We start from the raw sequence: 23,845 nt of genomic DNA on the forward strand, positions 1-23,845 counted from the left end.
TCGTGACCTTGACCGGACAGGATCCGGCGCTCCTGCGCCGCCTCAACGCCGCCGCCGTGCTGCGCACGCTGCACGCCGCGGACGAGCTGACCCTGACGCAGCTCGTGAAGACCACCTCCATCTCCCGGGCGACCGTCGAGGACGTCATCGCCGGGCTCGACGAGCTCGTCGAGGAGGTCGGCATCAAGGTCGGGGATCCGCGCCCGGTCGGCCGGCCGGCCAAGCGCTACCGCTTCCGCGCGGAGGCCGGCCACGTCGTCGGCCTCGACATCGGCCCGCACAAGGTCCTGGCGCTCACCGCCGACCTCAAGGGGCGCATCGTCGACCGCAGGCGCACGGTCGTCACCCCCGAGACCGGCACCGCCGACAGGATCGCGGCGGCCAGGTCGGTGGTGCGCAGGACGCTCCGCGCGGTCGGCGTCGAGCCCGGCCAGGTACGCGCGCTGGGGGTGGCCACGACGGGCGTGGTCGACCCCGCCGACGGCCGGATACTGATCAGCGACCGGCTGCCCGGCTGGGCGGGCGTCGACCTGCCCGCCGCGCTCGACGGCCTCGCGGACGGCCCGGTCCTGGTGGGCAACGACACCAACCTGGCCGCGCTGGCCGAGCACTGGTGCGGCGCCGCCGTCGGTGCCAAGGACGTGATCTGCCTATTGGCCGGGCGCAGCGTCGCGGCGGGCCTGCTCATCGGCGGCAAGCTGCACGCGGGCCGCAACGGCGCGGCGGGGGAGATCGGCGTCATGCGCGCCTTCGGGTGGTACACCGCGTTCGACCGATTCCTCGCCTACGGCGGGGACGCACCCTCCGGGGAGGCGGCCAAGCGGGTGTTCGAGGCCGTGCGGGAGGGCGACGCGGAGGCCGCGGCCATCGTCCGCGCCTTCGCCCGCGACCTCGCCAAGGGCGTCGGCGCCGCCGTGCTCACGATGGACCCGGAACTGGTCGTCCTGGGCGGCGGCCTGTCGGGCGCGGGCGAGCTGCTGGCCGCGCCCCTGCGCGAGGAACTCGCCGAGCTCTGCCTGTTCCCCGTACGCGTGGAGAGCTCGGAGCTGGGCGGCGAGTCCGTCGCGCTCGGGGCGGTACGGCTGGCGCTCGACCACGCCGAGCACGCGATGTTCGGGGTGGGCCCCGCATGACCAGCAGCCCATCGCCACCTGGAGCGGAGCGGGCCGACGGATCACCCGTCCAGATCGGCGCTCTCGTTCCGCTGACCCGGCCGGGCTGGGTCGAGGCGGGCCGGCACTTGCTCGCCGGACTCGAGCTGGCCGTTCGCGAGGTCAACGACGCCGGCGGGATCGCCGGAAGCCCGCTCGAGCTGGTGGTCCGAGACACCGCGGCTGATCCGCAGAAGGCCGCGGCGGCCGTGGACGAACTGGCCAGCCTGGGCGTGGCCGCCTTGGCGGGGGAGTATCACAGCGTCGTCGCTCGCGCCGCCGCCGCCCGGGCCGACACCCTCGGCCTGCCGTTCCTCTGCTCGTCGGCGGTTCTCGACACGCTCACCGAACAGCCGACGCGATGGGTCGCGCGCCTGGCCCCGGCGCAGTCCCACGGCTGGCAGATCTACGCGGACTTCCTCCTCGGCGCCGGCCACAGCCGCATCGCCGTAGCAGCCGACCCGAGCGTCTACTGGGCATCGGGGACCCGCATCCTGCGGGACCACCTCGCTCCACGCGGCGGCACCGTCATCGAGCTCGACATGCGCGCGCTCACCCCCGCAGCCGTGTGCGACGAACTCGCCGGCAATCGCGCGACAGCCCTCCTTCTTCTGGTCGGCCACCCGGAGCCGGCGGTGCCGATCGTCAAGTCCGTCCGCCGCGACCGGCGCCTCACCGAGATCATGATCGGTGCTCCGGCCGGGCAACCGGAGTTCGCCGGATGGGCGAGGTCGCTGGGCGGCGACGGCGCCGCGATCCCGTTCCTGCGCTACCTGCCCGAGCACCTCGGCCCACTCGGTACGCGAGTCGAGACGGCCCTGCGCGAGCGACTGGCCGAAGCGCCCTCCTTCGTCGCCTTCGAGGGCTACGACACCATCACGGTCCTGGCCGAGATGCTGCGTACGTACGGCGCGGACCGGGCGCGCACCGCCGGATCCTGGCCGCGCGTCGCAGTCGAAGGCACCCGCGGGCAGATCCGGTTCTCCCGCACGCCGGGCATCAGCGTCTGGCAGTGGGCCTGGACGCCGGTCCAGGTCGTTGATCGCGATCCGGCGGAACCGGATCGCTTTCGGGTCCTTCACGCCGGCTGAGAGAGCACGGACGGTCACAATTGACCTCTGAGCGGAAGTGGAAGGAGTCAGCGTGCGAGTCGTCGTCATCGGTGCGGGGGTAGTAGGAGCGGCGGTCGCGGCGGGACTCACCCGGCGCGGCGCGCAGGTCACCGTCCTGGAGGCGCGTACTCCGGGATCCGGTACGACCTCCACGTCCCTGGCGTGGGTCAATGCCAACGACAAGACGCCCAAGGAGTACTTCGACCTCAACCACGCCGCGGTCCGGGCGCACCACCGGCTCCCCGGCGACTGGTTCTTCCCCACGGGCAACCTCGAGTGCGCGGTCTCCGACGAGCACAAGGAACGCCTGGAGGCCCGCGTACAGCGGCTGGCCGGCATGGGCTACCCGGTCGAGCGGATCACCGCCGCGCGCGCCTTGACCCTGGAGCCCGACCTGGTGCCGCCGCCTCCCGGCACCGAGTACGTGTTCTTCCCCGAGGAGGCGCACGTGCACCCGCTGCGCCTGCTCGGGAGCCTGCTCGGCGAGGCCCGCGACGCCGGGGCCGCGCTCGCGTGCGGGGCCGAGGTGACCGCGATCGAGACCTCGTCGTCGGGCGTCGAGGTGACGGCGGCCGACGGGCGGGCCTTCGACGGCGACGTGGTGGTCACCTGCGCCGGACGCTGGACGCAGGGGGTGGCGGCGCTGGCCGGGGCCGAGGTGCCCATGCTCGACCCGGCGGTGTCCGGTGCGGTCACCAACGGTTTCCTCGTCACCACGACCCCGGTGCCCGCCCGCCTGTCCCGCGTGCTCCACTCCGACGGGCTCAACCTGCGGCCGGACGGGGGCGGGCGGCTGCTGCTGCAGTCGCTGCCGCTGGACGGGCGGGCGGACCCGGCGGTCCCGGTGCCCGGCGACGTCCAGGACTCGATCCTGGCCCTGATGGCGCGCGTGCTGCGGGCCGTGGACGGGGCCACGGTGGAGCGGGCGGTGGTCGGCCGGCGGGCGATGCCGGGGGACGGGCTCACGGTGGCGGGTTTCGCGGACGCGGAGCGGCGCGTGTACACGGTGGCCACGCACAGCGGGGTCACGCTGGCGCCGCTGCTCATGGGGGAGGTGGCGGGGGAGGTGTACGGCGAGGAGTCGGCGTTGCTGGCGCCGTTCCGGCCGTCCCGCTTCGCCGACGGCACCGCCGGGCCCGCCCCTGACCCGGCGCGGCGGCCGGGACAGCAGTAGGTTCCTCGGAAAGGCGTCTTTACCCGGTCGGCGGGATGTTCTTGAGGAAGAGGATGCCGTCGGTCGTGTGCACCTGGCCGGGGTCCAGGGCGAAGTAGCCGGAGCTCGTGTCGGTCTGGGGAGTCAGCTCGATGCCCTCCAGCGCCCCGGCCAGGTGTTCGGAGGCGATGAGGTAACCGCCGTGCGGCAGGGCGGCGTGCAGGACGCCTTCCAGGGTGTCCGGCGGGGTCGCCGCGCCGCCCGCGGTCGAGGCGATGAAGGCGTACGCGTCGCCCAGCTGCGCCGCGACGATCGAGCCGGCGCTCCACCACTCCAGCAGCAGGTCGCCGCCCTGCCAGCCCTCCGTCTGCCAGACGCTCCTGTCCCGCTGGAGGTGCCGGTTGTGGGCGTGGACCAGCGCCGGGCCGTAGCGGGGTGCGATCGCCAGGAGGTTCTCGGCCATCATCGTGTCCCGCAGTCCCATGAGGCGCATGACCCTGGCCGGCGACGTGTCCGCCATCCCCGCGTGGTAGCGGAGCAGGCCCGTGGCCGTACGCCCGAACAGGCAGGCCCGCCACCACGCCTCCCGCGAGGTCGCGGCGATCAGGCGCGGTGACTCCGCCGTGAGCAGGGCCACGAGGTCGTCCGCCATGAGGCGCAGCTCGGCGGCGTCGGGCGAGCGGCCGACGGACTGCGCGGGGTCCATGGTGGCGGCGGGGTTCGTCCACCGGGAGTCGGCGCCGAGCAGCCGGTCGACGGCGTCGAAGGGGGTGTCGAAGGACGGCACGTCGAGGTGGGCGGCGAGATAGCTGTGCAGCCCGGCGAGGGCCGGACGGGGGCTGCCGGGCCCGGCCAGCTCGAGCGGCCCGTCGAAGCCGAAGAAGCGGATCCGCTCGGCCGCGGGCCGGTGCCGGTTGTGCTCCCGCATCCAGCTCACGAGCTCCCGGTCGGCGGCCGAGCCGCCGAGCCCGTGACTGAAGCCGCGCCGCATGACGTCGTCGAGCGTCCCCACGCCCTCCGTGACGTACGCGTCCACGACCAGCGCCGCGAGGCAGTCGCTCTCGATCGCGATCGACCGATGGCCCTCGTGCTCCACGAGGTGGCGGAAGGCCTCGTTGCGCTGCCGGAGGAACGCCTCCTCGCCGTGCGTGGGCTCGCCGAGGCCGAGCAGGCGCGGCGGGGCCGGGAACGACCTGAGCAGCTTCGTGATCGCGGCGCCCTCGAAGGGCCAGCCGGAGTCAAGGATCGCGGATTCCATGCCTTCAACCGTATCGTTGAACCTTCTGTGTAAACTTTGCCCATGCCCCGCGAGCGACTCCGGCCCGTGGATCTGGCGCGCGAGCACGGCCTGTCCACGCAGGCGATCCGCAACTACGAAGAGGCGGGCATCCTCCCGCCGGCTGCGCGCACTCCCCACGGCTACCGCACCTATACCCCCGTCCACCGGGAGGCCCTGCGTGCCTTCCTCGCCCTCATCCCCGGCCACGGCCACCAGACGGCCACCTCGATCATGCGCGAGGTGAACGGAGGCGCGGTCGAGGAGGCTCTGCGGCTCATCGACGAGAGCCACGCGCAGCTGCTCGACGACCGCCGTACGCTGCAGGCCGTGGAGCGGGCGCTGCGCGACCTGACGGCGGAGGAGAGGCCCGGAGCGCCGGCGCCGGTGGAGCGGTCCGGGCCCGGCGGCGTCACCTTCATCGGCCCGCTGGCCAGGAGGCTCGGCATCAGGCCCGCGACGCTGCGCAAGTGGGAGCGCGCCGGGCTGGTCAACCCGAGCCGCGACCCTCAAACCGGCTACCGCGTCTACACGGCCGCCGACGTGCGCGACGCCCGGCTGGCCCACCAGCTCCGACGCGGCGGCTACCTGCTCGAGCAGATCGCCCCGCTGCTCGCCCAGGTGCGCTCCGCCGGGGGGATCGCGCCCCTGGAGGCGACCCTGCGCGACTGGCAGACCCGGCTGACGGCCCGTGGCCGCGCCATGCTGACCGGCGCCGCCGGGCTCGACGCGTACCTGAGTCACCCCGGAGGTCCCGCCGCGGTCGCGGAGGATTAAGATACAGGGCAGCTCTGTATCCTAATTGGCCATGACAGGCAGACGGGAACACGCCATGGGTGCCTACGTGCTCGGCTTCCACGACATCGACAAGACGCTTCTCCCCCTGGTCGGCGGCAAGGGGGCCAACCTCGGCGAGCTGTCCGCCGTCGAGGGGGTGCGGGTGCCGCCGGGCTTCTGCGTCACCACCGAGGCCTACCGCGCGGTCGTCGAGTCGGACGCGACGACCGCCGCGCTGATCGACGGGCTCTCCGGGCTGCGCGCGGACGACCGTGCCGGGATCGCCGAGGCGTCCGCCCGCCTGCGGGAGGCCGTCGAGACGCTGCCCGTACCGGCCGAGATCGAGGACGACATTCTGCGCCGCCTCGGGGAGCTCGGCGACGTGCCCTGCGCGGTGCGCTCCAGCGCCACCGCCGAGGACCTGGCGTCCAGCTCGTTCGCCGGGCAGCAGGACACGTACCTGAATGTCAGCGGAGCCCCTGCGGTGCTCGCGAGCGTGCGGCGCTGCTGGGCGTCGCTGTTCACCGACCGGGCGGTGGCGTACCGGATCAAGAGCGGCTTCGAGCACCGCGCGGTGCGCGTGTCCGTGGTCGTGCAGCAGATGGTCTTCCCTGAGGCGGCGGGCATCATGTTCACCGCCGACCCGGTGACGTGCAACCGGAAGGTGGTCTCGATCGACGCCGGGTTCGGCCTCGGGGAGGCGTTCGTGTCGGGCGTGGCGAACGCCGACAACTACCGCGTACGCGCGGGCGAGATCACCGCGCGCAACGTCGTCACCCAGGACATCGAGCTGCGCCCGTCCCCGGACGGCGGCACGGAGGAGCGGGAGATCGAGCCCGCGCGCCGGCACGTGCAGACCCTGAGCGACGAGCAGATCCTCCGCCTCGAACGCCTCGGCCGCCGCATCGAGAGCCACTTCGGCCGCCCGCAGGACATCGAGTGGGGCCTGGCCGACGGCGAGTTCCAGATCCTGCAGAGCCGCCCGATCACCACCCTCTACCCGGTGCCCGGGACGGCCGACGGCAAGAACCACGTCTTCATGTCGTACGGCCACCGCCAGATGATGACCGACGCCTTCAAGCCCCTGGGCCTGTCGCTGTTCGCGCTCCTGCACGACCGGCTGGGCCGCTCGGCGGGGACGGTGTCCGGCAGCCGGTTCTACAAGGACGTCTCGCCCGAGCTGTCCTCGTCGTGGGCGCGCGCGGTCACGCTCAAGAGCCTCGGCCAGGTGGACGTCCTCATGGCCAACGCCCTGCGCCAGGTCCTGACCAGGAAGGACTTCGTGCGCGACCTGGCCCACGGCAAGACCTCGATGCTGGACTTCGGCGAGGGCGGGCTGCTGCCGATGGCCCGCCAATATCTGAAGATGTCCGGCAAGGACGACACCGAGGCCGTGCCCGAGCTGATCGCCGAGAACGAGCGGACGGTTGAGGAGCTGCGCCGCGGCATCGCGGGCAAGTCGGGGGACGAGCTGTTCGCGTACATCCTGGACGACCACGACGTGCTGGCCCGGCTCACCTTCGACCCGCGCAGCGTGGCGGCGGCCTTCGTCGGCATCCAGGCGGTGAACTGGGTCAACAAGCGCATGAAAGCCTGGCTCGGCGTGCAGAACGCCGCCGACGCCATCGCCCAGTCCGCCGACCACAACGTGGTGGCCGCCATGGGCCTCGACCTGCTGGACGTCGCGGACGCCGTCCGCCCGTACCCGGCGGTGGTGGAGCACCTCGAACGCGCCGGCCGGGACACGCTCCTCTCCGGGCTCGACGGCCTGGAGGGCGGTCCCGAGGCCCGCCGCGCCCTCGAGGGCTACCTGCGCACGTACGGGATGCACTGCTCGGGCGACATCGACGTCACCCGGACCCGGTGGAGCGAGGACCCCACCCAGCTCGTCCCGCTCCTGCTGAGCAACGTCCGCAACTTCGCGCCCGGCGAGCGCGCCCGCAAGGTCGAACGCGGCCGCGCCGAGGCCGAGAGCACCATCGCCGGCCTGCTGGAACGCCTCAGGGCGCTGCCGGGCGGTGAGCGGAAGGCGAAGAAGGCGGCCCGGCAGATGAGCCTCATCCGCCACTTCATCGGCTACCGCGAGTACTCCAAGCACGCCCTGCTCCAGCGCTACGAGCTGTACAAGCGGGCGCTGCTCGCCGAGGCCGCCGAGCTCGTCGCCCGCGGGGTGATCAGGGAGCCGCAGGACGTGTACTTCCTGTCGCTGGAGGAGTTCAGGGAGGTCGTGCGGAGCGGGAGGATCGACCCCGCGCTCGTCGACGGGCGGCGGGAGGCGTTCGAGGAGGACCGGAAGCTGACGCCGCCGCGCGTCATCACCTCCGAGGGCGAGGTGATCTCCGGCGAGTACGACACCGGCGCCCTGCCCGAAGGCGCAATGGCGGGCATCGCCGTCTCGTCGGGCGTGGTCGAGGGGCGCGCCCGCATCGTGCTGAGCATGGACGAGGCGGACGTCGAGGAGGGCGACATCCTCGTCACCGTCTACACCGACCCGAGCTGGTCGCCGCTGTTCGTCTCGGTCAAGGGCGTCGTGATGGAGGTCGGCGGGGTGATGACCCACGGCGCCGTGGTCGCCAGGGAGTACGGCCTGCCCGCGGTCGTCGGCGTGGAGAACGCCACCCGGCGCATCGAGGACGGCCGGCTCATCCGCGTCAACGGCACCGAGGGCTACGTCGAACTGCTCTGACCCCGGTGCGGCCGCGTCACCGGCACGGCCGCACCAGGAAAGGTCAGCGGACCTTGGCGAAGAACGCGCGCAGGTCGGCCGCGAGGCGGCCGGGCTGCTCCATGGCGACGAAGTGGTGTCCGGCCGTGTTGTCCTCGGGCCAGTGCAGGATGGTGTTGTGCCGCTCGGCGAGCCGCCGGATTCCGGGTGGCCCGCTGTAGACGCCGGTCGGCGCCGCCGTCTGCCCCTTCGGCCAGCCGAAGCCCGTGCTCTCGTAGTAAGGCCAGGACGAGGTGCCGAAGGTTCCGGTGAGCCAGTAGAGGCTCACGTTCGTCAGGAGGAGGTCGCGGTCGATCACCTCCTCCGGCGTCTTGGCCGCGACGGTGAACTCCTTGAACTTGTGCGTCATCCAGGCCAGCGCCGCGACCGGGGAGTCGTGCCAGCCGTAGGCGAAGGTCGCCGGCGCCGCGCGCAGCAGCCCATGGTGGTCCACGCCGTTCATCCAGTCCTGCTCCTGCAGCCGCGCGAACGCCGCCCGCTCGTCCTCGGTCATCTCCGGGACGTCGTCCTGAGTGGGGAAGCCGAGCCCGCTGATGACGTAGACGCCGATCACGTGCTCCGGGTCGGTCGTGGCGACCTCCGGGGCGACGTACGCGCCGTAATCGCCGCCCTGGGTGCCGTAGCGGTCGTACCCGAGGCGGCGCATCAGCTCCGCCCAGATCCGCGCCACGCGCGTGACGTCCCATCCCGTCTCGCGCGGCGGCGCGGAGAACCCGAACCCGGGCAGCGACGGCACGACGACGTGGAACGCCTGGGCGGGGTCGCCGCCGTGCGCGCGGGGGTCGGTGAGAAGCTCGATCAGGTCGGCGAACTCCACGAAGGAGTTCGGCCAGCCGTGCGTGAGGATGAGCGGCAGGGCGTCCGGCTCGGCGGAGCGCACGTGCAGGAAGTGGATGTCCTGGCCGTCGATCTCCGTCATGAACTGCGGGAACCCGTTCAGCCGCGCCTCGTGCCGGCGCCAGTCGTAGCCGTCGCGCCAGTAGGCGGCCAGCTCCTCGAGGTGGGTGGCGGGCACGCCGCGGCTCCAGCCCTCACCCGGCAGTTGCCGGGACCACCGGGTACGGGCCAGCCGGTCGTTCAGGTCGTCCAGGTCGGCCTGGGGGATGTCGATGTGAAAAGGGCGGATCTCGGTGCCCATGATTGTCCTCCTGCGGTCGTGATGACGTGCCGACGGTAGGAGCCATCTAGGTCGATCCATGTCCTACATGACGCCCATACTTGGAGTCATGAGCGACACCCCCGCACGGCTGCTCGCGCTGCTGTCGTTGCTGCAGACCCCGCGCGAATGGCCCGGCAGTGAGCTGGCCGAGCGGCTGGAGGTCAGCCCTCGCACGGTCCGCCGCGACATCGACCGCCTGCGCGAGCTCGGCTACCCGGTGCAGGCGACGATGGGGGCGGCGGGCGGCTACCGGCTCATCGCCGGCAAGGCCATGCCGCCGCTGCTGCTGGACGACGAGGAGGCGGTGGCCATCGCCGTGGGCCTGCGCATGGCGGCCGGGCAGCCGGTGGACGGCATGGAGGAGGCCTCCGTGCGCGCTCTGGCCAAGCTGGAGCAGGTGCTGCCGGCGCGGCTGCGGCAGCGCGTCGGCGCGCTCGGGGCCGCCACGGTGTCGATGACGGCCGCGAACGGGCCGAGCGTCGATCCGCAGAACCTGGCGGTGCTCGCCTGGACGGCCGCCAACCGCGAACGCCTGCGCTTCGACTACCAGGCGAACGACGGCAGCCGGTCCAGCCGACTGGTCGAGCCCTACCGCCTGGTGGCCGGCGGGCGCCGCTGGTATCTGCTCGCGTACGACAACGACCGCGACGACTGGCGGATCTTCCGCGTCGACCGGCTCAGCGCCCCGCGGCCGACCGGCGTCCGGTTCGCGCCCCGCGAACCGCCCGAGCCGGACGCGGCCGCCTTCATCACCCGTAAGATCTACTCGCTCGCCCCCACCTACGAGGTGCGGGCCACCCTGCGCCTGCCGGCCGAGGAGGCGATCGAGCGGCTCGGCGCCGCTCCGGGCGACGTCCGGCCCCTCGACGGGCACAGCTGCGAGCTGCGCGGGCACGCCGACACCCTGGAGTGGCTGGCCGCGCGGCTGCTCATGCTCGGCTGCGAGTTCGAGGTGCACGAGCCGCCGGAGCTGCTGGCGTACCTGCGGGCGGTGGGCGGCCGCGCCGTCCGGGCCGCCGGTGTTGCCGCGGGCTTTACTGACCTGTAAGTATGAGCGGATGGAGGATCGGCGGCTCAGTCCGGGCGGGCAGCGGTTGCTGGAGGTGGCGACCGAGGTCTTCTATGCCGAGGGCATCCGGGCGACCGGCGTCGACACGCTGGTGGAGCGGGCTGGGGTGTCCAAGCCGACCCTGTACGCCCAGTTCGGGTCCAAGGAGAACCTCGTGGCCGCGGTCCTCGCCCGCCGCAGCGCCGCCCGGCAGGTAGCCCTGAGCGCGTACCTGGCCGGCAGCGACGTCCAGGGCGGGCAGGCGGTGCTGGCGGTCTTCGACTGGCTGGCCGAGGGACACGGCCGCGAGGGCTTTCGCGGGTGCCCGTTCACCAACGCGGCGGTCGAGCTGCCCGATCCCGGGCATCCGGCGCGGGCGGTGATCTCGGCCTACAAGTCGTGGCTGCGCGGGACGCTCGCCACGCTGGCCGGGCAGGCGGGCCTGGCGCGGCCCGAAGAGGTGGGCGACGCGTTGCTGCTGCTCATCGACGGCGCCAACGCGCGCGTGGTGGTCGACGACGACCGTACGGCGATGCTGCGCGCCAGGGCGGCGGCGGCCAGGCTGATCGGCGTGGCCGGCTCGTGAGGGTCAGACGCCGGGCCGGAGCGGTCCGGCGTGCTTGACGGTCTGCAGGACGGGGGCGGTCTCGATGGTGCGGATCTCGGGCAACGCCCCCAGCCGGTGGGTGATGTAGCGGTGCAGGTGATCGGTGCCGGAGCACAGCGCGTGGGCCAGCAGGTTGGTGGGGCCGGTGGTGTGGGCGACGGCGGCGAGCTCGTCGTGGCCCGCCAGGGCGGTGGCGACCTGGTCGAGGTGCGCCGGCGCGATCGCCATCCAGAGCAGCGCCTGGGTCGCGACGCCGAGGGGGACGGGGTCGATCTCGAGGTCGAAGAAGATCGTGCCGTGGGCGCGCAGGTCGGCCAGGCGCCGCGCCACCGTGGCCTCGGACCAGCCTGTGCTCCTGGCGAGGTCGGCGTAGCCGGCCCGGCCGTCGTGGCGCAGGGCATCCAGCAGGGCCTGGTCGGCGCGGTCCAGTGACGGCCGGCCCGACGGCGCGGCGGGCACGTCAGCCGCGGCCGGCCTGAGCTGCCGCTGCTGTCCCTCGTCGAGGGTCTGGGCGATGCCCTGCCACGCGGTGGGCCCGCCCCGGTAGGGGTGGAGCAGGTACTGGGCGGAGACCGAGGTGATCCCCGCCTTTCTGGGCAGGTCGTGCAGCAGCATCGAGGGCGGGTCGTCCACTCCGTGCGGGACGTGGACCATGGCGAAGATCTCGGTGCCGCCGGACAGCAGCTTGATCCATGACGTGTCGGGCCGCCGGGCCAGGGCCTGGGCGAGGGTACGGGTCGCGACCGGGCTGGTGGTGAGGCGGACCACCCACTGGCTGTGCTGCACCCGGGACGGGTCGGGCAGCCCGACGACGCGCAGGGAGGCGTTCGCGCGCAGCCGCTGGTAGCGGCGGGCCACGGTCTGGGTGGACACGCCGAGCGCCCGGGCGATGCCGCTGAACGGCGCCCGCCCGTCGATGTGCAGGGCATGGATCAAACCGCGGTCCAGATCGTCGAGCATGAGCAAATCATGCATGAGATCCGGCTTCGTGGAAAAATTGCCCGAACATCTCGGGCATTGTGGAATCGCCGATGCCGGTGGCCGCAGCCTTGGTCGCGGAAGTCATCCGTACGACTGAGGGGGACTGGGACATGCCGGTTCGGGAGGATCCGACGGTGGCCTACCGGTGGCGGTGGGTCGTGCTGGGCGCGCTGCTGACCGCTGAGGCGATGAACGTGCTGGACTCGACGATCGTGCAGGTCGCGGCGCCGGTGATCCGCGCCGGGCTCGGCGGCTCCGAGTCCGCCATCCAGTGGTTCAGCTCGGCCCACACGCTGCCGTTCGCGGCGTTCCTGATCTTGGGTGGCCGGTTGGGGGACATGATCGGCCGCAAGCGGGTGTTCCTGATCGGGATCGCGGGGTTCACGCTGGCGTCGTTGTGCTGCGCGCTGGCGCCCGGCGCGGGCGTGCTGATCGGGGCGCGGGCGCTCCAGGGCACGGCCGCCGCCTTGATCATCCCGCAGACGATCGGGTTGATCCGCTCCATGTTCGCCGGAGCCGAGCTGGCCAGGGCGATGAGCACCATCGGGCCCGTCATGGGTCTGTCGGTGATCTTCGGGCCGATACTCGGGGCCGTCCTCACCCACGCCGACCTGTTCGGCTCGTCGTGGCGGGCGGCGTTCCTGGTCAACGTGCCCCTCGCCGTGGCCGTGCTCGCCGTCGGCCCCTTGCTCCGCGAGGACCGGGCCGCGCGGCCGCCCCGCCTGGACCTGGCCGGGACCGGGCTGGCGGTGCTGGGGGCCGGGCTGGTGGTCTACCCGCTCATCGAGGGCGGCGACGCCGTCCGGCCGGGGTGGGGCGCGGTCCTGCTCGTCGCCGGGGTCCTCGTCCTGGTGGCGTTCGGGCTCCATCAGCGTCGCCGGGCCCGGCGCGGGCGTGCTCCGCTGGTCGAGCCGAGCCTGTTCGGCGAGCGGGTCTTCCCGGCCGCGCTGGCGACCTCGACGCTGCTGTTCGCGGTGACCAACGGGCTGATGCTGGTCGTCGTGCTGCAGGTGCAGCTCGGCCTGGGCCGCGACGTCCTGACCGCCGGGCTGACCCTGCTCCCGTGGTCGGCCGGGCTGGCGATCTCCTCCGGGATCGTGGGCGCGCGGATGACGCCGCGCCGCCTGTCACGGGTCATGTTCGCCGGGCTCGCCGTCCTGTTCGCCGGGGTCCTCGGGGCTCTGGCCGCCTACGCGGGCGCGTACTCGTGGCCGCTGCTCGTGGCGCTGGCGGTGTGCGGGGCCGGGAACGGCATGGTCACCGTCCCGTTCTTCACCGCCGCCCTGGCGCGCCTGCACCCCCATCAGGTCGGGTCGGCGGCCGGTCTGCTCAACGCCGTCCAGCAGTTCGGCGGCACGCTGGGGGTCGCGCTGCTCGGCAGCGTCTTCCTGCACGGCCTGGCCGCCGGCTCGGACGCGAACGCCGCGGCGGTGCCGGCGTTCGGGCTCGGTCTCGTGCTGCTGGCCGCCACGGCCCTCGCCGCGGCGTTCATGAGGGCCCCCGTCGCCCCCGAGCCGGAGCGGGAGCGCGCGGCCGTGGGCGAGCCGACCCGATCCAGCCTCTGACCCCGTCGAAGGGCTGGTCGACGCGGGGGGCCCGAGATTGTCGTGGGTGATCGCTAGGGTCACCGTCATGGTTGACGCAGCGGAGGTGTGGTCATGCGCCGGTTCTTCCCGGTCCGCATCGGAGGTGGCCGGATGAGCGCGTGGGAGCGCCTGCTGAAGCCGGCCAAGGGCGGTGACGTGGCCCGCGTCTTCCGCCTGCTCCTGGAGCTGGACGCCGACGATCGCAAGGCGGTGGCGGCGCAGCTGCCGCGCCACCTGTCGGGGCTGCGGGTGGAGGATTGGTGGTCCTGGCGGCACCAGCTCAGGCCGTTGCGGCTGGCGGGCGTGGCGTGCCTGGGCGGCGCGGCGGCCGTCACGGCGTGGCTGTTCAGACGCGAGTTCCAGTGGGTCGAGAGCGACGACGAGCGCGTGATCCTGCTGCTGCGGCAGCGGCCGGCCGAGTGGCGGGCCGACGTGGCCCGCCGCGTCGCCGCCCGCCTGCGCCTCAACGACATGCGCTACTGGGAGGTGGCCGCGGCGCTCGTGCGCGAGACCGGGATCGAGCCGCCGGACGGCGACGCGTTCATGGTGGGCTGGTTACGCGCGCTCCACCCGGGGACGGCGGCCACCGATCCGCTGTTCACCGCGTTCGCGCCGCGGCTCTTCGAGATCGACGGCCTGGGCGAGGCCCTTCCCGCGCAGGTGGGGACCGTCTCCCGGCTCGTCGAGGACGGCCTGCTGGAGCGCAAACCGGTCATCGACGGCATCGTGGGGCGGCTGCTGCGTGACGGGCCGTCGGCGCTGAGCGCCCTGGCCGTCCTGCACGATCGGCTCGACCTCGACATCGACGAGTCCGCCGAGCGGGCCAGAGACTACACCCGGCTGCTGCCCGCCGGGCCGGTGGCGGTGGCCGACCTGGCCCTGGCCCAGCTGCGGCGGCTGGAGGAGGCGGGGCGGCTGGAGGAGGAGCTGTTCGCCGAGGCGATGGAGGCGCTGGCGTTCCGGCCGGAGAAGAAGCTGCTGCGCGCGGCCCTGTCGTGGGCGGGCGACGCCGTGCTGCGTGACGCCCGCCGCGCGGACGTCGTGCTGGCCGCCATGTCCCTGATCTTCGCGCAGGACACGCTGGCGTTGCAGGAGCGGGCCGTGCGGCTGGCCGTCAAGCTGGCCCCGCGGGCGGGGGAGGCCGGCCGGGAGGCGGTGCGGCAGGCGGCGGCCGGGCTGCCCGAGGAGTTGCTGGAGCGGGTCTCGGCGGCGTACGGGGGTGACATCGCCGCCGAGGAGGTGATCGTCACGCCGCTGCCGGCGGTGGGGCAGGGGCCGGCGTTGCCGCCGCCGTACGCCTCGCCGGACCAGCTCGTACGCGCGGTGAGCGTCCCCGAGGTGGATCCGCACACGTACGAACGCCTGCTGGCCGGGCTGGTCGAGTGGTCGCATCGGGCGCCCGACGCGCTGCGCGAGGCGTTACGTCCCTGGCTGGAGCCGTTCGATTCGATCTTCTTCGGTCACAACCGCGAGGACCCGGTCCATGCCGTGCGCCGGGCGTTCCTGGCGTTCGCCGCGCCCGGGGCCGGGGATGCGCTGCCCAAGGACGCCATCCGGCAGCCGCCGACCCTGGGCGGGTTCAAGCAGCTCTACTTCGGCCGCGCGGCCGAGCTCGCGCGCTCGTTCGAGGAGGGCGACGGCTACCCGGTCCTGCTGGCCACGCCCACGGAGGGCAGCGGCCACGTCGATCCCGGGGTGCTGCTCGACCGCCTCGAGCTGCTGGAGGCCGCCGGGGCGCGGGCACTGCCCGGCGACCTGGTCCAGGCCCTGCTGCGGCTGCCCCGCGACCTGCCCGACGCGTGCGTGCGGCGGGCGCGGCGGCTGACCTCCGAGGCGGGCCGCGCGTGCGCCGCCTGGATGCGCGACGGCGGGGCCCCCGATCCGCGGGTGACGGTCCACCTGCGCACCGAGCGCAACGGCTACTACCTGTCGGGTATGCCCGCCCTGCGCCCCGTGCTGGACGTGCCGGACGATCTTCCCGAGGAGCTCCGCCCGCTCTACCGGCCGGAGGCCGGCTACGCGTTCACGCTCGAATGGTGGCCGCTCGCCATGCCCTCGCACCCGGAGATCGTGGCCGCGCACATGGTCTGGATGATGTCGATCTGCATCGACTCCAGCGAGGCGCAGACGCAGTCGCTGGTCGGCCTGGCCCACGCCGACGGGCCGCTCGGCAGCGCCGTGGCGCACGCGCTCGCCTGCGGCATGGGCCACGAGAACGCCGCCGACCGCGCCGCGGCCACCGACGCCCTCCTGACGCTGGCCGCCCGCGGCCGGGTGCCGGCACAGGCGCTGGGGGAGACGCTCACCAAGCTGGTCGCCGAGGGGTTCCTCAAGCTCAACCGGGTGGTGTCGGTGCTCGACGACGCCACGCAGGCCGGGGCGCACGAGGCGGTGTGGGAGGTGGTCGTGCGGCTCCTGCCCGGGCTGCTGCCCCAGGAGGGCGAACGGCCCCGCGCGGGCGCGGCCGACCTCCTGGCGGCGGGGGCCCGGGCGGCCAGGATCGCCGGCGTACGGGCCGAGCTGCCGGACGTGGCGGCGGTGGCGGCCCGCAAGGGGTCGAGCAGGCTGGTCCAGGAGGCGCGGCGGCTGCAGCACCTGGTCGCCCTTCCTAAGAAATCTACTTTGTAAAGGCGCCGGGCTGATGATCATCCTCGATCCCACGGAAAACACCCTTATCAGCAAAGTCGGGAAGCTGCTGTCGCCTGCCACCGTCGTCGGGTGGCGGCGGCTGGAGCCCTGGGCGGTCGCGCGGGCGGAGCTGAGCGGCTCGCACGGCTCGGTGATCGTGAAGTGGATGCGGCCTCATGGGCCCGGTCCCGACCGTTCGGAGTCGTGGCGGCTGCCGAGCGAGGAGGCCGCCTTGGGGTTCCTGTCCGAGGATCTCGGAGTGCGGCTGGCGCCGAGGGTGGTGGCCGCGGATCCGGCGGCGGGGCTGGTGGTGCTGGAGGATCTGGCGCCGCGGGTGCCGTTGGACGGCCTGCTGCGGGCGGACGGGGCGGCGGCGCACGGGGAGCGGCTGGCGGCGTTCGCCCGGGTGCGCGGTGAGCTCAACGCCGTGACCGCCGGCCGGGCTGAGGTCTATTACGCGCGCAGGGCGGCTCTGGGGGCGGTCGATCGGGTGGCGGACTGCGCGGGGAGGTTCGCGGGGTTCCGGGAGGAGGGGCGGCTGCAGGTCGCGGCCTTGGGGGTGGAGGTCGCCGGTGGTGCTGAGCGGGAGCTGGCGGTGGTGCTGGAGGAGCTGGGGGATCCGGGGCCGTTTCTGGCGTTGAGCAACGGGGATCCGGAGGCGAACAACGTTCTGGTGCGGGCGTCGGGGGCGCCGGACGCGCGGGTGATCGATTTCGAGTTCGCCGGGTTCACGCATGCGCTGCATGACGCGGTCTGCCTGTACGTTCCGGGTCCCGCGTGGCTGTCGGTGGACGGGGGGATGGGGGAGGCGTATCGGCGGGCTCTGGCCGTGGGGGTGCCGGAGGCGGAGGATGATCGGCGGTTCGGGTTCGGGCTGGCGGCGGCGTGCTTCTCCTACGTGTTGCTGCGGTTGCAGCGGTTGTCGCAGGTGGATGGGCGGGCGGCGGGTGACGACAGCCGGGTGCAACTGGTGGCGACGGTGGAGGCGGCGGCTCGGGTGGCGGAGTCGTTCGGCGTGCTGCTGGGGCTGGCCGGGTGGGGCTGGCGGGTGGGCGAGGCGCTGCGGCGGCGGTGGCCGGACGCGGATGTGGACGTGGCGGGGTTACCGCCGTTCGTGCCGCGCCGCCGGTGAGAGAGGACCGTCTGCGGTGTGGCGGTCCCGGTGGGGACGGCCGGCCCCGGTATCGCCTGCGTGGTGTGGCAGGTCGTGCCGGAGGGGCCGTCCCTGGTGCGGGAGCGCAGGCGGGGTTGCGCTGGTCAGCCCGTCCCGTACGGGGTCAGGTGGTGATGTCGGCTTCGATGTGGGTGACGGCGGTCATGGCGCCGTAGGCGAGCAGGAAGACGGTGCAGTGGTCGCTGAAGCGGCGGTCGGTGGCGCGCCAGGCGGCGACGTGCTCGTCGGTGATGGCGTGCGGCGCTAGGCCGGCGAGGACCGCGACCCGCGCCCCCACCCGCTCGTCCGGTGTCAGGCCCGCCAGCGGCCGGTCGAGCCGGTCGCCGACCGGCAGCAGGCGGCCCCGGTGCTCGGCGATCACCTCGGCCGTCACGTCCGCGGCCTCAGGGGTGAGCAGGCCGGCGCCCTGGGCGGCGGTGGCGGTGAGGGCGGCGTACGCGGCGCCGATCGGGTGGTCGGCCGCCCACGGCGGGGGTGGCGCGGTGGGCAGCCCGTCCAGCAGGGGGAGCGTGGCGCCGGGGCGCAGGTCCTGGTCGAGCGGGCGCAGGACGGGGGCGCCGTCGAAGGGCGGTTCGTCGTCGGGGGCCAAGGTTCCGGGGGTCAGCCCGGCGGGCAGCATGGCGGCCGCGACCCGGTCGACGAAGTGCGTGAACAGGAGCGTGCCGAGGAATTCGGCGGCTTCGGGTCCGGCGGGGAACGGCGGCCGTTGCGGCTCCCGGGCGGCCACTCCGGTGGAGGCGGCCCAGTCCAGCAGGGCGGCGAGCCTGGCGTCGGCGGGCGGGTCGCCGCGTTCGACGGCCTCGGCCAGGTGCGGCTCGCCCAGGAGGCGCAGCACCGACAGGAACGCCTGGATGTCGTAGTCGAGGTCGTTGGCCTGCGCCGCGCCCAGCGCCACGACGGCCTTCTCCAGTGCAGGGACGTCGCCGGCCAGTTGGCTCTCGCGCATGAGCGACCAGCCCGCGGCCATGAGCTCGGGGGAGGGCGACATCATCATCACGGCCGGTCCGATGCTGCTGAACTCGGCGTTGACCTGCGCGTACACCTCGGCCACCACGCCGCGGGCGCGGTGCGGGAGGACGGGGGTGATGTGCCGTACCAGGGTCGATGACATGAAGCGATGCCTTTCTTCCGGGTGAGGTGTCGAGCATCGCGGTCCGGGCGTGGCGGTGTCGTCGTCCCGGTGACGTCACCGCCCTATACTCCCCCGGGGGTATAGGGCGGTGCGGCTACGGCGGGTGGAGTACGGACGACGACACCGCCACCGAGGGTCGGGCGTGGCCGGGCAGGCGACGGCGCTCGGCCACGCGGTCGGGTTCGCCCTCGACATGCCGTGGGAGAAGCTGCGGGCGCGACACCGCCCCTGCGCTCGAGGCGTCGAGGAGGGTCGTGGCCGGGCGTCCGTGAAAGGATCGTGGGTGGACGCCGTCGTCTCCCGTGAAGGACGTGGTCGGATGCGCCGTTACAGGAACGGCAAGGTCGCGGCTGTGCTCGCCGTCGTCTACGCCGCTCTGGTGCTGGTTCTCGGCGTGGTCTCGCTGGTGATCCTGCTGACGGTGCGGGATCCGATCCTGCTGAGCGGCGTCGCGCTCGTCGGCGTCACCTTCCCCCTCGGCTGGCTGATCTGGTGGGGATGGGACCTGGTGCCGCCTCAGATCGCGAACCCGGTGCTGCTCACCGTGGTCCTGGCCGGCGCCGGTCTGCTGCAGGCGTGGTTGATCTGGCGGATCTTCCGGGGGCGTCCGGTCGCCGGAGACGGAGTGTGATCGTAGGCCGCGGCCGTCAGATGGCGGCCGTGATCTCGTCGCGGTGCTCGTTCAGCCAGTCGTCGAGGGAGCGCAGCCGGGGGTTGAGCTCGCGTACCAGGCCGAGGTCGCGTATGCCGGTGAAGTAGGCGGACGCCTCGGAGTAGAACTCGAACATGTTGCCGATCTCGACGGCGCCGGGGAATCCGGCGGCCCGCATCTGGTCGTAGGTCAGCGGCGCGTAGGTCACCGGCTCGCCGAGCAACGTGGTGAACTTCTCCGCGAGCTCCTTGCCGTCGGCGTGCTCCCCGGCGATGCTCACGGTGCGGCCGACGAACTCCGGGCCCCGCCGGAAGATGCCGAGTGCGGTGCGGCCGATGTCCTCGGGGGCGATCATGGACATCGGGTTGCCCGCCATGGGCAGGGTCAGCACGAGGCGGCCGCTCGCGTCGCGGTGCGGGCCCTGTCCCTGAAGGAAGGCCTCGTAGTAGAAGGTGGTCTGCAGGAACGTGGTCGGCACGCCGAGACCGGTGAAGGCCGCGTTGGCCTCGGCCTTGGCGTCGAAGTGCGGCACCGCGTACTCCCCGAGCAGCGTCGGCACCCGGCGGCCCAGGTGGGCGAAGTGCGGCCGGGTGTCCTCGAGCGTGGACCACACGACGTGCCTGAGCGCGGCGGCCTTGGCGGCGCGGGCGGCCGCGTGCGCCTGGTCGATCTCCATGCGGGCGGCATCGCGGGCGGCCTCCTGCTCGGGGGTGCGCCGGGCCCAGAAGTTGGTCACGACGTAGGCGCCCCAGGCCCCGGCGAAGGCGTGATGCGCGCTGTCCTCGTCGTCGAGGTCGGCGTACACGACCTCGGCGCCCTGCTCGGCCAGGGCGCGGGCCTGCGGGGAGGCGGTGTCGCGGGTGAGGGCGCGGACGGTGAACGGTCCGTCGGGGTCGGCGAGGATGGCGCGGACCAGTCCGCCGCCCTGCGCTCCGGTGGCCCCGACCACAGCGATGATCTTCTTGTCGGTCATGCCTTCACCTTGGCGGCGTTCTCGCGCGGGCGCCTGTCCCTGTCCTGGGTACCCATGCCAGGGGATGGGAGCGGCCGGCGGATGTGGCGACAATGGGGGCATGGGAGAGCAGTTGGGGGAGTTCCTTCGCGCCCGCCGTGCCGCGTTGACGCCCGAGGCCGGCGGCGTGCCGACCTACGGCACGGCGCGCCGGGTGCCGGGCCTGCGCCGCGACGAGGTGGCGCAGCTGGCCGGGATCAGCGTGAACTACTACACGCGCCTGGAGCAGGGCGAGAGCCATCAGATGTCGGACTCGGTGCTGGAGGCGCTGGGCAACGCCTTCCAGCTGACCGCCGATGAGCGCATGCACCTGGTGCGGCTCGCCCGTCCCGAACAGGTGCAGGTGGCGCGCCGTCCCTACGGCCCCGAGCGGCTGCGTCCGTCGGTGGTGGCGCTGGTGGAGGGGGTCGCCGACCAGGCGGCGATCATCCTCGGCAGGTACTTCGACCTGCTCGGCGGCAACCGGCTCGGCTACGCGCTGTACGGCCTGAACCCCGGTCAGCGGGTGAACCTGGCCAAGACGATGTTCCTCGACCCGGCCATGCGCGACCTGTATCCCGACTGGGAGACGCACGCCGGCGAGGTCGCCGCCTACCTGCGCATGGCCACCGGCGACATGCCGGACGATCCCCTGCTGGCCGCGTTGATCGGCGAGCTGAGCATCAAGAGCCCCGACTTCACCCGCGTCTGGGGCGGCCAGCGGGTCGCCGAGTGCACCTACTCGGTACGGCGGATCAACCATCCTCTCGTCGGGCCGCTGGAGCTCAACGAGGAGACCATGCGCGTGCCCGACGACCCCGGCCAGCGGATCATCTTCCTCGGCGCGGCGCCCGGGACCGACTCGGCCGAGCGCCTGCGGCTGCTCGACTCGCTGAGCGCCTGACCGCGGGGCGAGGGCAGCAGGATCATCAGCGCGACCAGGTTCTGCATGAGCAGCCCGAAGCCGGCCCCCAGCACGCCGATCCCCGCGGCGAGCAGGACGTACGGACTGCCGGGCTCGAGGCGGCTCAGCAGCGCGAATGACCTGTCACATCTGCGCTCCGTCCGGCTACCGTGATCGGTATGTGTTCGGTCTCATCCGACCCGTGGCATGTCGCACCGATCCTGAGGCATTCGCCCGCATGCCTCAGGTGTGCCAGACAGCCAGTGCTTGTCCCGTGAGGGATCCTCCCCACTCGATGTGCGAACAGATCCAGACACTATGGCTCACAGGCTATCTTGACTATGGTTAATATCGCCGAAGTGCTATGTACCTGGAGACATGATGGAGTTGAACTCGCTCAGGCAGTTCCTGGTGGTGGCGCGGCTGGAACACCTCAGCGGCGCGGCCGAGGAGCTTCGCGTCGCCCAGCCGTCGCTGAGCCGTACCATCGCCCGGCTGGAGAGCGAGCTGCGCACACCGCTGTTCGACCGGAGCGGCCGGCTGCGGCTGAATGACGCGGGCAAGCTCTTCCGCGATTACGTCGAACGCTCCCTGGGTGAGCTGGATGCGGGGCGGCGAGCCGTCGCCGAGGCCGTCAGCGAGGGTGTGGGCACCGTACGACTCGCGTCGGAGACCTTCCTCACGCTCACCGGGCCGCTGGCGGCCTTCAAACGAGCTCACCCGACCATCGAGGTCGAACTCCGCTGGATGGCGGCCGAGGAGATGGGCCGTCACCTGCGGGCCCAGGACGTTGACCTGTGCGTCGCCTCCCAGCCGATTTCCGCTGAGGGCCTGGAGGCGGTCCAACTGCTCGATGAGGCGGTCGGTGTAGCCACGCCGCTCGGCCATCCGCTGGCGAGCCGTACGTCGGTGAGCATCGACGAGCTCACCGGCCAGCCCTTCGTCAGCGCCCGCAAAGGGCACTGGCAACGCCGGCTCCTGGACCGGCTCTTCGCCGCACGAGACCATACCCCGAAGATCGTCTGCGAGGTCGACGAGCTCAGCGCCATCGCGGCCCTGATCAGCGCTGGGCTCGGCATCGGTCTCGTCCCCGCCTTCGCCCGGACCGGCTCCACGCGGGTCCCGGCCGCCTGGGTCCCTGTCGACAGCCCTGACTGCCGACGCACGGTCACCCTGTACTGGGGCGCCGGCAGCCACCTGTCCACCGCCGCCCGCCTGATGCGCACCACGATCGCCAACTGGAACTGGATCACCGGCGAACCACAGGAGAAGCGCTAAGGGGGTCCGGCCGGCGACGTCGACGATGTGAGGCGTGATCCGCTCGCCGCTTCGATCGGGCGGTGCGCGGTGACGACCAGCCCTCCGCCGTCGGTAGCCGCCCACGGGGCTCGCGGCCGAGAGAGCAGCCTGGTACTCGCGCCGTCCTGGCCTGATTCGGCCCCTTTGGCCTGTCGTACGAAAGGGTCTCACGAGATACGGCTCGGCGCGTTTGGCAGGAGGTCCAGCAAGGGGGTGTCGGGGTCGGCGAGCTGTTGCGGGTCGGCGGGGTGCCCGGTGGCGATGAGGGTGCGCAGGTGGTCGGCGGCGCCCCGGTTGTCGATGGTCAGGGCGGCCACGGGGATGCGGCGGTCGAGCCAGAACGCGGTGAATCCGTGTGTGGCGTGCTCGCTGCGGGTGATGATGCGGTCCCAGGTCGTGGGGAGTCCGAGGTATTCGAGGGTGGAACCGTACTGGGTGGAGAAGAAGTAGGGGACGTGGCCGATGGTCGAGGGCTTGCCGACCATGGTGGCCGCGGCGGCGGTGCCGTGGATCACGGCGTTGTCCCAGTGTTCGATCCGTACGGGGTTCAGGTAGCGCGGGTGCTGGTGGCGGGCGACGTCGCCGGCGGCCACGGCGGCCGGGTGCGAGGTGCGCAGGTGCTCGTCGGTGAGGATGCCGCCGTCGACGTGCAGTCCCGCTGCCTGGGCGAGTTCGGTGTTGGGGGTGGCGCCGACGCCGACGATGACGAGGTCGGCGGGGATCGTCCGTCCGGTGATGGTCTGGACGGCTTCGACCGAGCGCGTGCCGAGGATGGCCTCGACGCCGTCGCCGAGGAGCAGGTTCACGCCATGGTCGCGGTGCCGGCGGGCGATGAGGCCCCCGATCCGGTCGCCCAGCACGGGGTAGAGCGGTGTGGGCAGGGGGTCGATGACGGTGGTGTGGTTGGCGAAGGTACGACTGGCGGCCGCGAGTTCGGAGCCGAGCCAGCCGGCGCCGATGACGACGACATTGCCGGCCGCGCGCAGGGCCGTGGCCAGGCGTTCGCTGTCGTCGCGGTTGCGCAGGTAGTAGACGCCGTCGAGATCGGCGCCCGGCGCCTTGAGGCGGCGCGGGCGGGCGCCGGTGGCGATCAGCACCCGGGCGAAGGGGAACTCCGTGCCGTCGCCCAGCCGTACCCGCCGGGCGTCCAGGTCGAGGGCGGTGGCGGGGGCGCCGAGTGCCAGAGTGACGTCCTGGTCGGCGTAGAACTGCGGCTTCAGGACGTCGAGGTCAGCGGGCCCGGTGGTGCCCAGGAGGTAGCCCTTGGACAGGGCGGGGCGTTGGTAGGGCAGGTGGGGTTCGTCGCCGACGAGGGTGATCGGCCCGTCGTAGCCGTGGTCGAGTCGCAGGGCCTGGGCGGCCTTCGCGCCGGCCAGGCTCGCTCCGATGATGACGATGCCGGGATCAGTGCTCATGGCAATCCTCCTGAGCTCGACGAGGCGCTGAACCACAGGGGCGGTGTCCCGATCCCGCTCGGTCGAACCGCGGAA

Annotated in this window: 19 protein-coding genes; 13 read left to right on the forward strand and 6 right to left on the reverse strand. The window is 72.9% G+C overall.

What is annotated here, in order from left to right; genetic code table 11:
- Positions 1-2: 2 nt before the first annotated feature.
- Genes ACIHFD_RS18860 through ACIHFD_RS18870 form a run of 3 tightly spaced genes read left to right on the forward strand, consistent with a single transcriptional unit; the run spans position 3 to position 3,437 of the window.
- Positions 3-1,133 (forward strand): ROK family protein, encoded by a 1,131-nt coding sequence (locus ACIHFD_RS18860; RefSeq protein WP_363980100.1) that lies wholly within the window; start codon positions 3-5, stop codon positions 1,131-1,133.
- On the forward strand, positions 1,130-2,242 hold the full coding sequence (locus ACIHFD_RS18865) for an ABC transporter substrate-binding protein (protein WP_397368006.1): 1,113 nt from the start codon (positions 1,130-1,132) through the stop codon (positions 2,240-2,242). The genes ACIHFD_RS18860 and ACIHFD_RS18865 overlap by 4 nt, the downstream gene beginning before the upstream one ends.
- A 52-nt stretch (positions 2,243-2,294) precedes the next feature.
- Positions 2,295-3,437: an NAD(P)/FAD-dependent oxidoreductase gene (locus ACIHFD_RS18870; protein WP_397368007.1), complete on the forward strand. Its 1,143-nt coding sequence runs from the start codon at positions 2,295-2,297 to the stop codon at positions 3,435-3,437.
- Between the two features lie 19 nt (positions 3,438-3,456).
- Here the strand turns inward: ACIHFD_RS18870 and ACIHFD_RS18875 are convergent, their stop codons facing one another.
- Positions 3,457-4,674: an erythromycin esterase family protein gene (locus tag ACIHFD_RS18875; protein WP_397368008.1), complete on the reverse strand. Its 1,218-nt coding sequence runs from the start codon at positions 4,672-4,674 to the stop codon at positions 3,457-3,459.
- Between the two features lie 42 nt (positions 4,675-4,716).
- On the opposite strand from ACIHFD_RS18875, the gene ACIHFD_RS18880 reads away from it, so the two are divergent.
- Positions 4,717-5,469 (forward strand): TioE family transcriptional regulator, encoded by a 753-nt coding sequence (locus ACIHFD_RS18880; RefSeq protein ID WP_397368009.1) that lies wholly within the window; start codon positions 4,717-4,719, stop codon positions 5,467-5,469.
- A 31-nt stretch (positions 5,470-5,500) separates the two neighbouring features.
- A complete protein-coding gene (gene rph / locus ACIHFD_RS18885) occupies positions 5,501-8,155 on the forward strand; it encodes a rifamycin-inactivating phosphotransferase (RefSeq protein ID WP_397368010.1) in 2,655 nt (884 codons plus the stop codon).
- A gap of 43 nt (positions 8,156-8,198) precedes the next feature.
- Here the strand turns inward: rph and ACIHFD_RS18890 are convergent, their stop codons facing one another.
- On the reverse strand, positions 8,199-9,332 hold the full coding sequence (locus ACIHFD_RS18890; RefSeq protein ID WP_397368011.1) for an epoxide hydrolase family protein: 1,134 nt from the start codon (positions 9,330-9,332) through the stop codon (positions 8,199-8,201).
- 88 nt (positions 9,333-9,420) lie between these two features.
- On the opposite strand from ACIHFD_RS18890, the gene ACIHFD_RS18895 reads away from it, so the two are divergent.
- Together ACIHFD_RS18895 and ACIHFD_RS18900 are read left to right on the forward strand one after the other, a co-directional pair.
- Positions 9,421-10,401 carry a helix-turn-helix transcriptional regulator gene (locus ACIHFD_RS18895; protein WP_397368012.1) on the forward strand — a complete coding sequence of 327 codons (981 nt, stop codon included), beginning with the start codon at positions 9,421-9,423 and terminating at the stop codon, positions 10,399-10,401.
- A gap of 10 nt (positions 10,402-10,411) precedes the next feature.
- On the forward strand, positions 10,412-10,987 hold the full coding sequence (locus ACIHFD_RS18900) for a TetR/AcrR family transcriptional regulator (protein ID WP_397368013.1): 576 nt from the start codon (positions 10,412-10,414) through the stop codon (positions 10,985-10,987).
- Positions 10,988-10,990: 3 nt separating this feature from the next.
- Here the strand turns inward: ACIHFD_RS18900 and ACIHFD_RS18905 are convergent, their stop codons facing one another.
- Positions 10,991-11,968 carry an Lrp/AsnC family transcriptional regulator gene (locus ACIHFD_RS18905; RefSeq protein ID WP_397368014.1) on the reverse strand — a complete coding sequence of 326 codons (978 nt, stop codon included), beginning with the start codon at positions 11,966-11,968 and terminating at the stop codon, positions 10,991-10,993.
- A 131-nt stretch (positions 11,969-12,099) separates the two neighbouring features.
- On the opposite strand from ACIHFD_RS18905, the gene ACIHFD_RS18910 reads away from it, so the two are divergent.
- The 3 genes from ACIHFD_RS18910 to ACIHFD_RS18920 all read left to right on the forward strand — a co-directional run bounded on the left by ACIHFD_RS18910 (position 12,100) and on the right by ACIHFD_RS18920 (position 17,335).
- Positions 12,100-13,554, forward strand: coding sequence for an MFS transporter (locus tag ACIHFD_RS18910; RefSeq protein WP_397368015.1), 1,455 nt, complete (start codon positions 12,100-12,102; stop codon positions 13,552-13,554).
- Positions 13,555-13,647: 93 nt separating this feature from the next.
- On the forward strand, positions 13,648-16,203 hold the full coding sequence (locus ACIHFD_RS18915) for a DUF6493 family protein (protein WP_397368016.1): 2,556 nt from the start codon (positions 13,648-13,650) through the stop codon (positions 16,201-16,203).
- A 13-nt stretch (positions 16,204-16,216) separates the two neighbouring features.
- On the forward strand, positions 16,217-17,335 hold the full coding sequence (locus ACIHFD_RS18920) for a phosphotransferase (RefSeq protein ID WP_397368017.1): 1,119 nt from the start codon (positions 16,217-16,219) through the stop codon (positions 17,333-17,335).
- A gap of 145 nt (positions 17,336-17,480) precedes the next feature.
- On the opposite strand, the gene ACIHFD_RS18925 is transcribed toward ACIHFD_RS18920, so the two are convergent.
- A complete protein-coding gene (locus tag ACIHFD_RS18925) occupies positions 17,481-18,488 on the reverse strand; it encodes a DNA-binding protein (protein WP_397368018.1) in 1,008 nt (335 codons plus the stop codon).
- Between the two features lie 340 nt (positions 18,489-18,828).
- Between ACIHFD_RS18925 and ACIHFD_RS18930 the strand changes: the two genes are divergently transcribed.
- A complete protein-coding gene (locus tag ACIHFD_RS18930; protein WP_397368019.1) occupies positions 18,829-19,140 on the forward strand; it encodes an SCO4225 family membrane protein in 312 nt (103 codons plus the stop codon).
- 16 nt (positions 19,141-19,156) lie between these two features.
- Here ACIHFD_RS18930 and ACIHFD_RS18935 read toward each other — a convergent pair whose 3' ends face one another.
- On the reverse strand, positions 19,157-20,134 hold the full coding sequence (locus tag ACIHFD_RS18935; RefSeq protein WP_397368020.1) for an NmrA/HSCARG family protein: 978 nt from the start codon (positions 20,132-20,134) through the stop codon (positions 19,157-19,159).
- A gap of 100 nt (positions 20,135-20,234) precedes the next feature.
- Here ACIHFD_RS18935 and ACIHFD_RS18940 point away from each other — a divergent pair, with 100 nt between their 5' ends.
- Together ACIHFD_RS18940 and ACIHFD_RS18945 are read left to right on the forward strand one after the other, a co-directional pair.
- Positions 20,235-21,056, forward strand: a complete 822-nt coding sequence (locus ACIHFD_RS18940; RefSeq protein ID WP_397368021.1) for a helix-turn-helix transcriptional regulator — start codon at positions 20,235-20,237, stop codon at positions 21,054-21,056.
- A 378-nt stretch (positions 21,057-21,434) separates the two neighbouring features.
- A complete protein-coding gene (locus tag ACIHFD_RS18945; protein WP_397368022.1) occupies positions 21,435-22,334 on the forward strand; it encodes a LysR family transcriptional regulator in 900 nt (299 codons plus the stop codon).
- A 188-nt stretch (positions 22,335-22,522) separates the two neighbouring features.
- Here ACIHFD_RS18945 and ACIHFD_RS18950 read toward each other — a convergent pair whose 3' ends face one another.
- Positions 22,523-23,770 (reverse strand): NAD(P)/FAD-dependent oxidoreductase, encoded by a 1,248-nt coding sequence (locus ACIHFD_RS18950; RefSeq protein WP_397368023.1) that lies wholly within the window; start codon positions 23,768-23,770, stop codon positions 22,523-22,525.
- Positions 23,771-23,845 lie beyond the last annotated feature (75 nt).

Source organism: Nonomuraea sp. NPDC051941 (assembly GCF_044593615.1).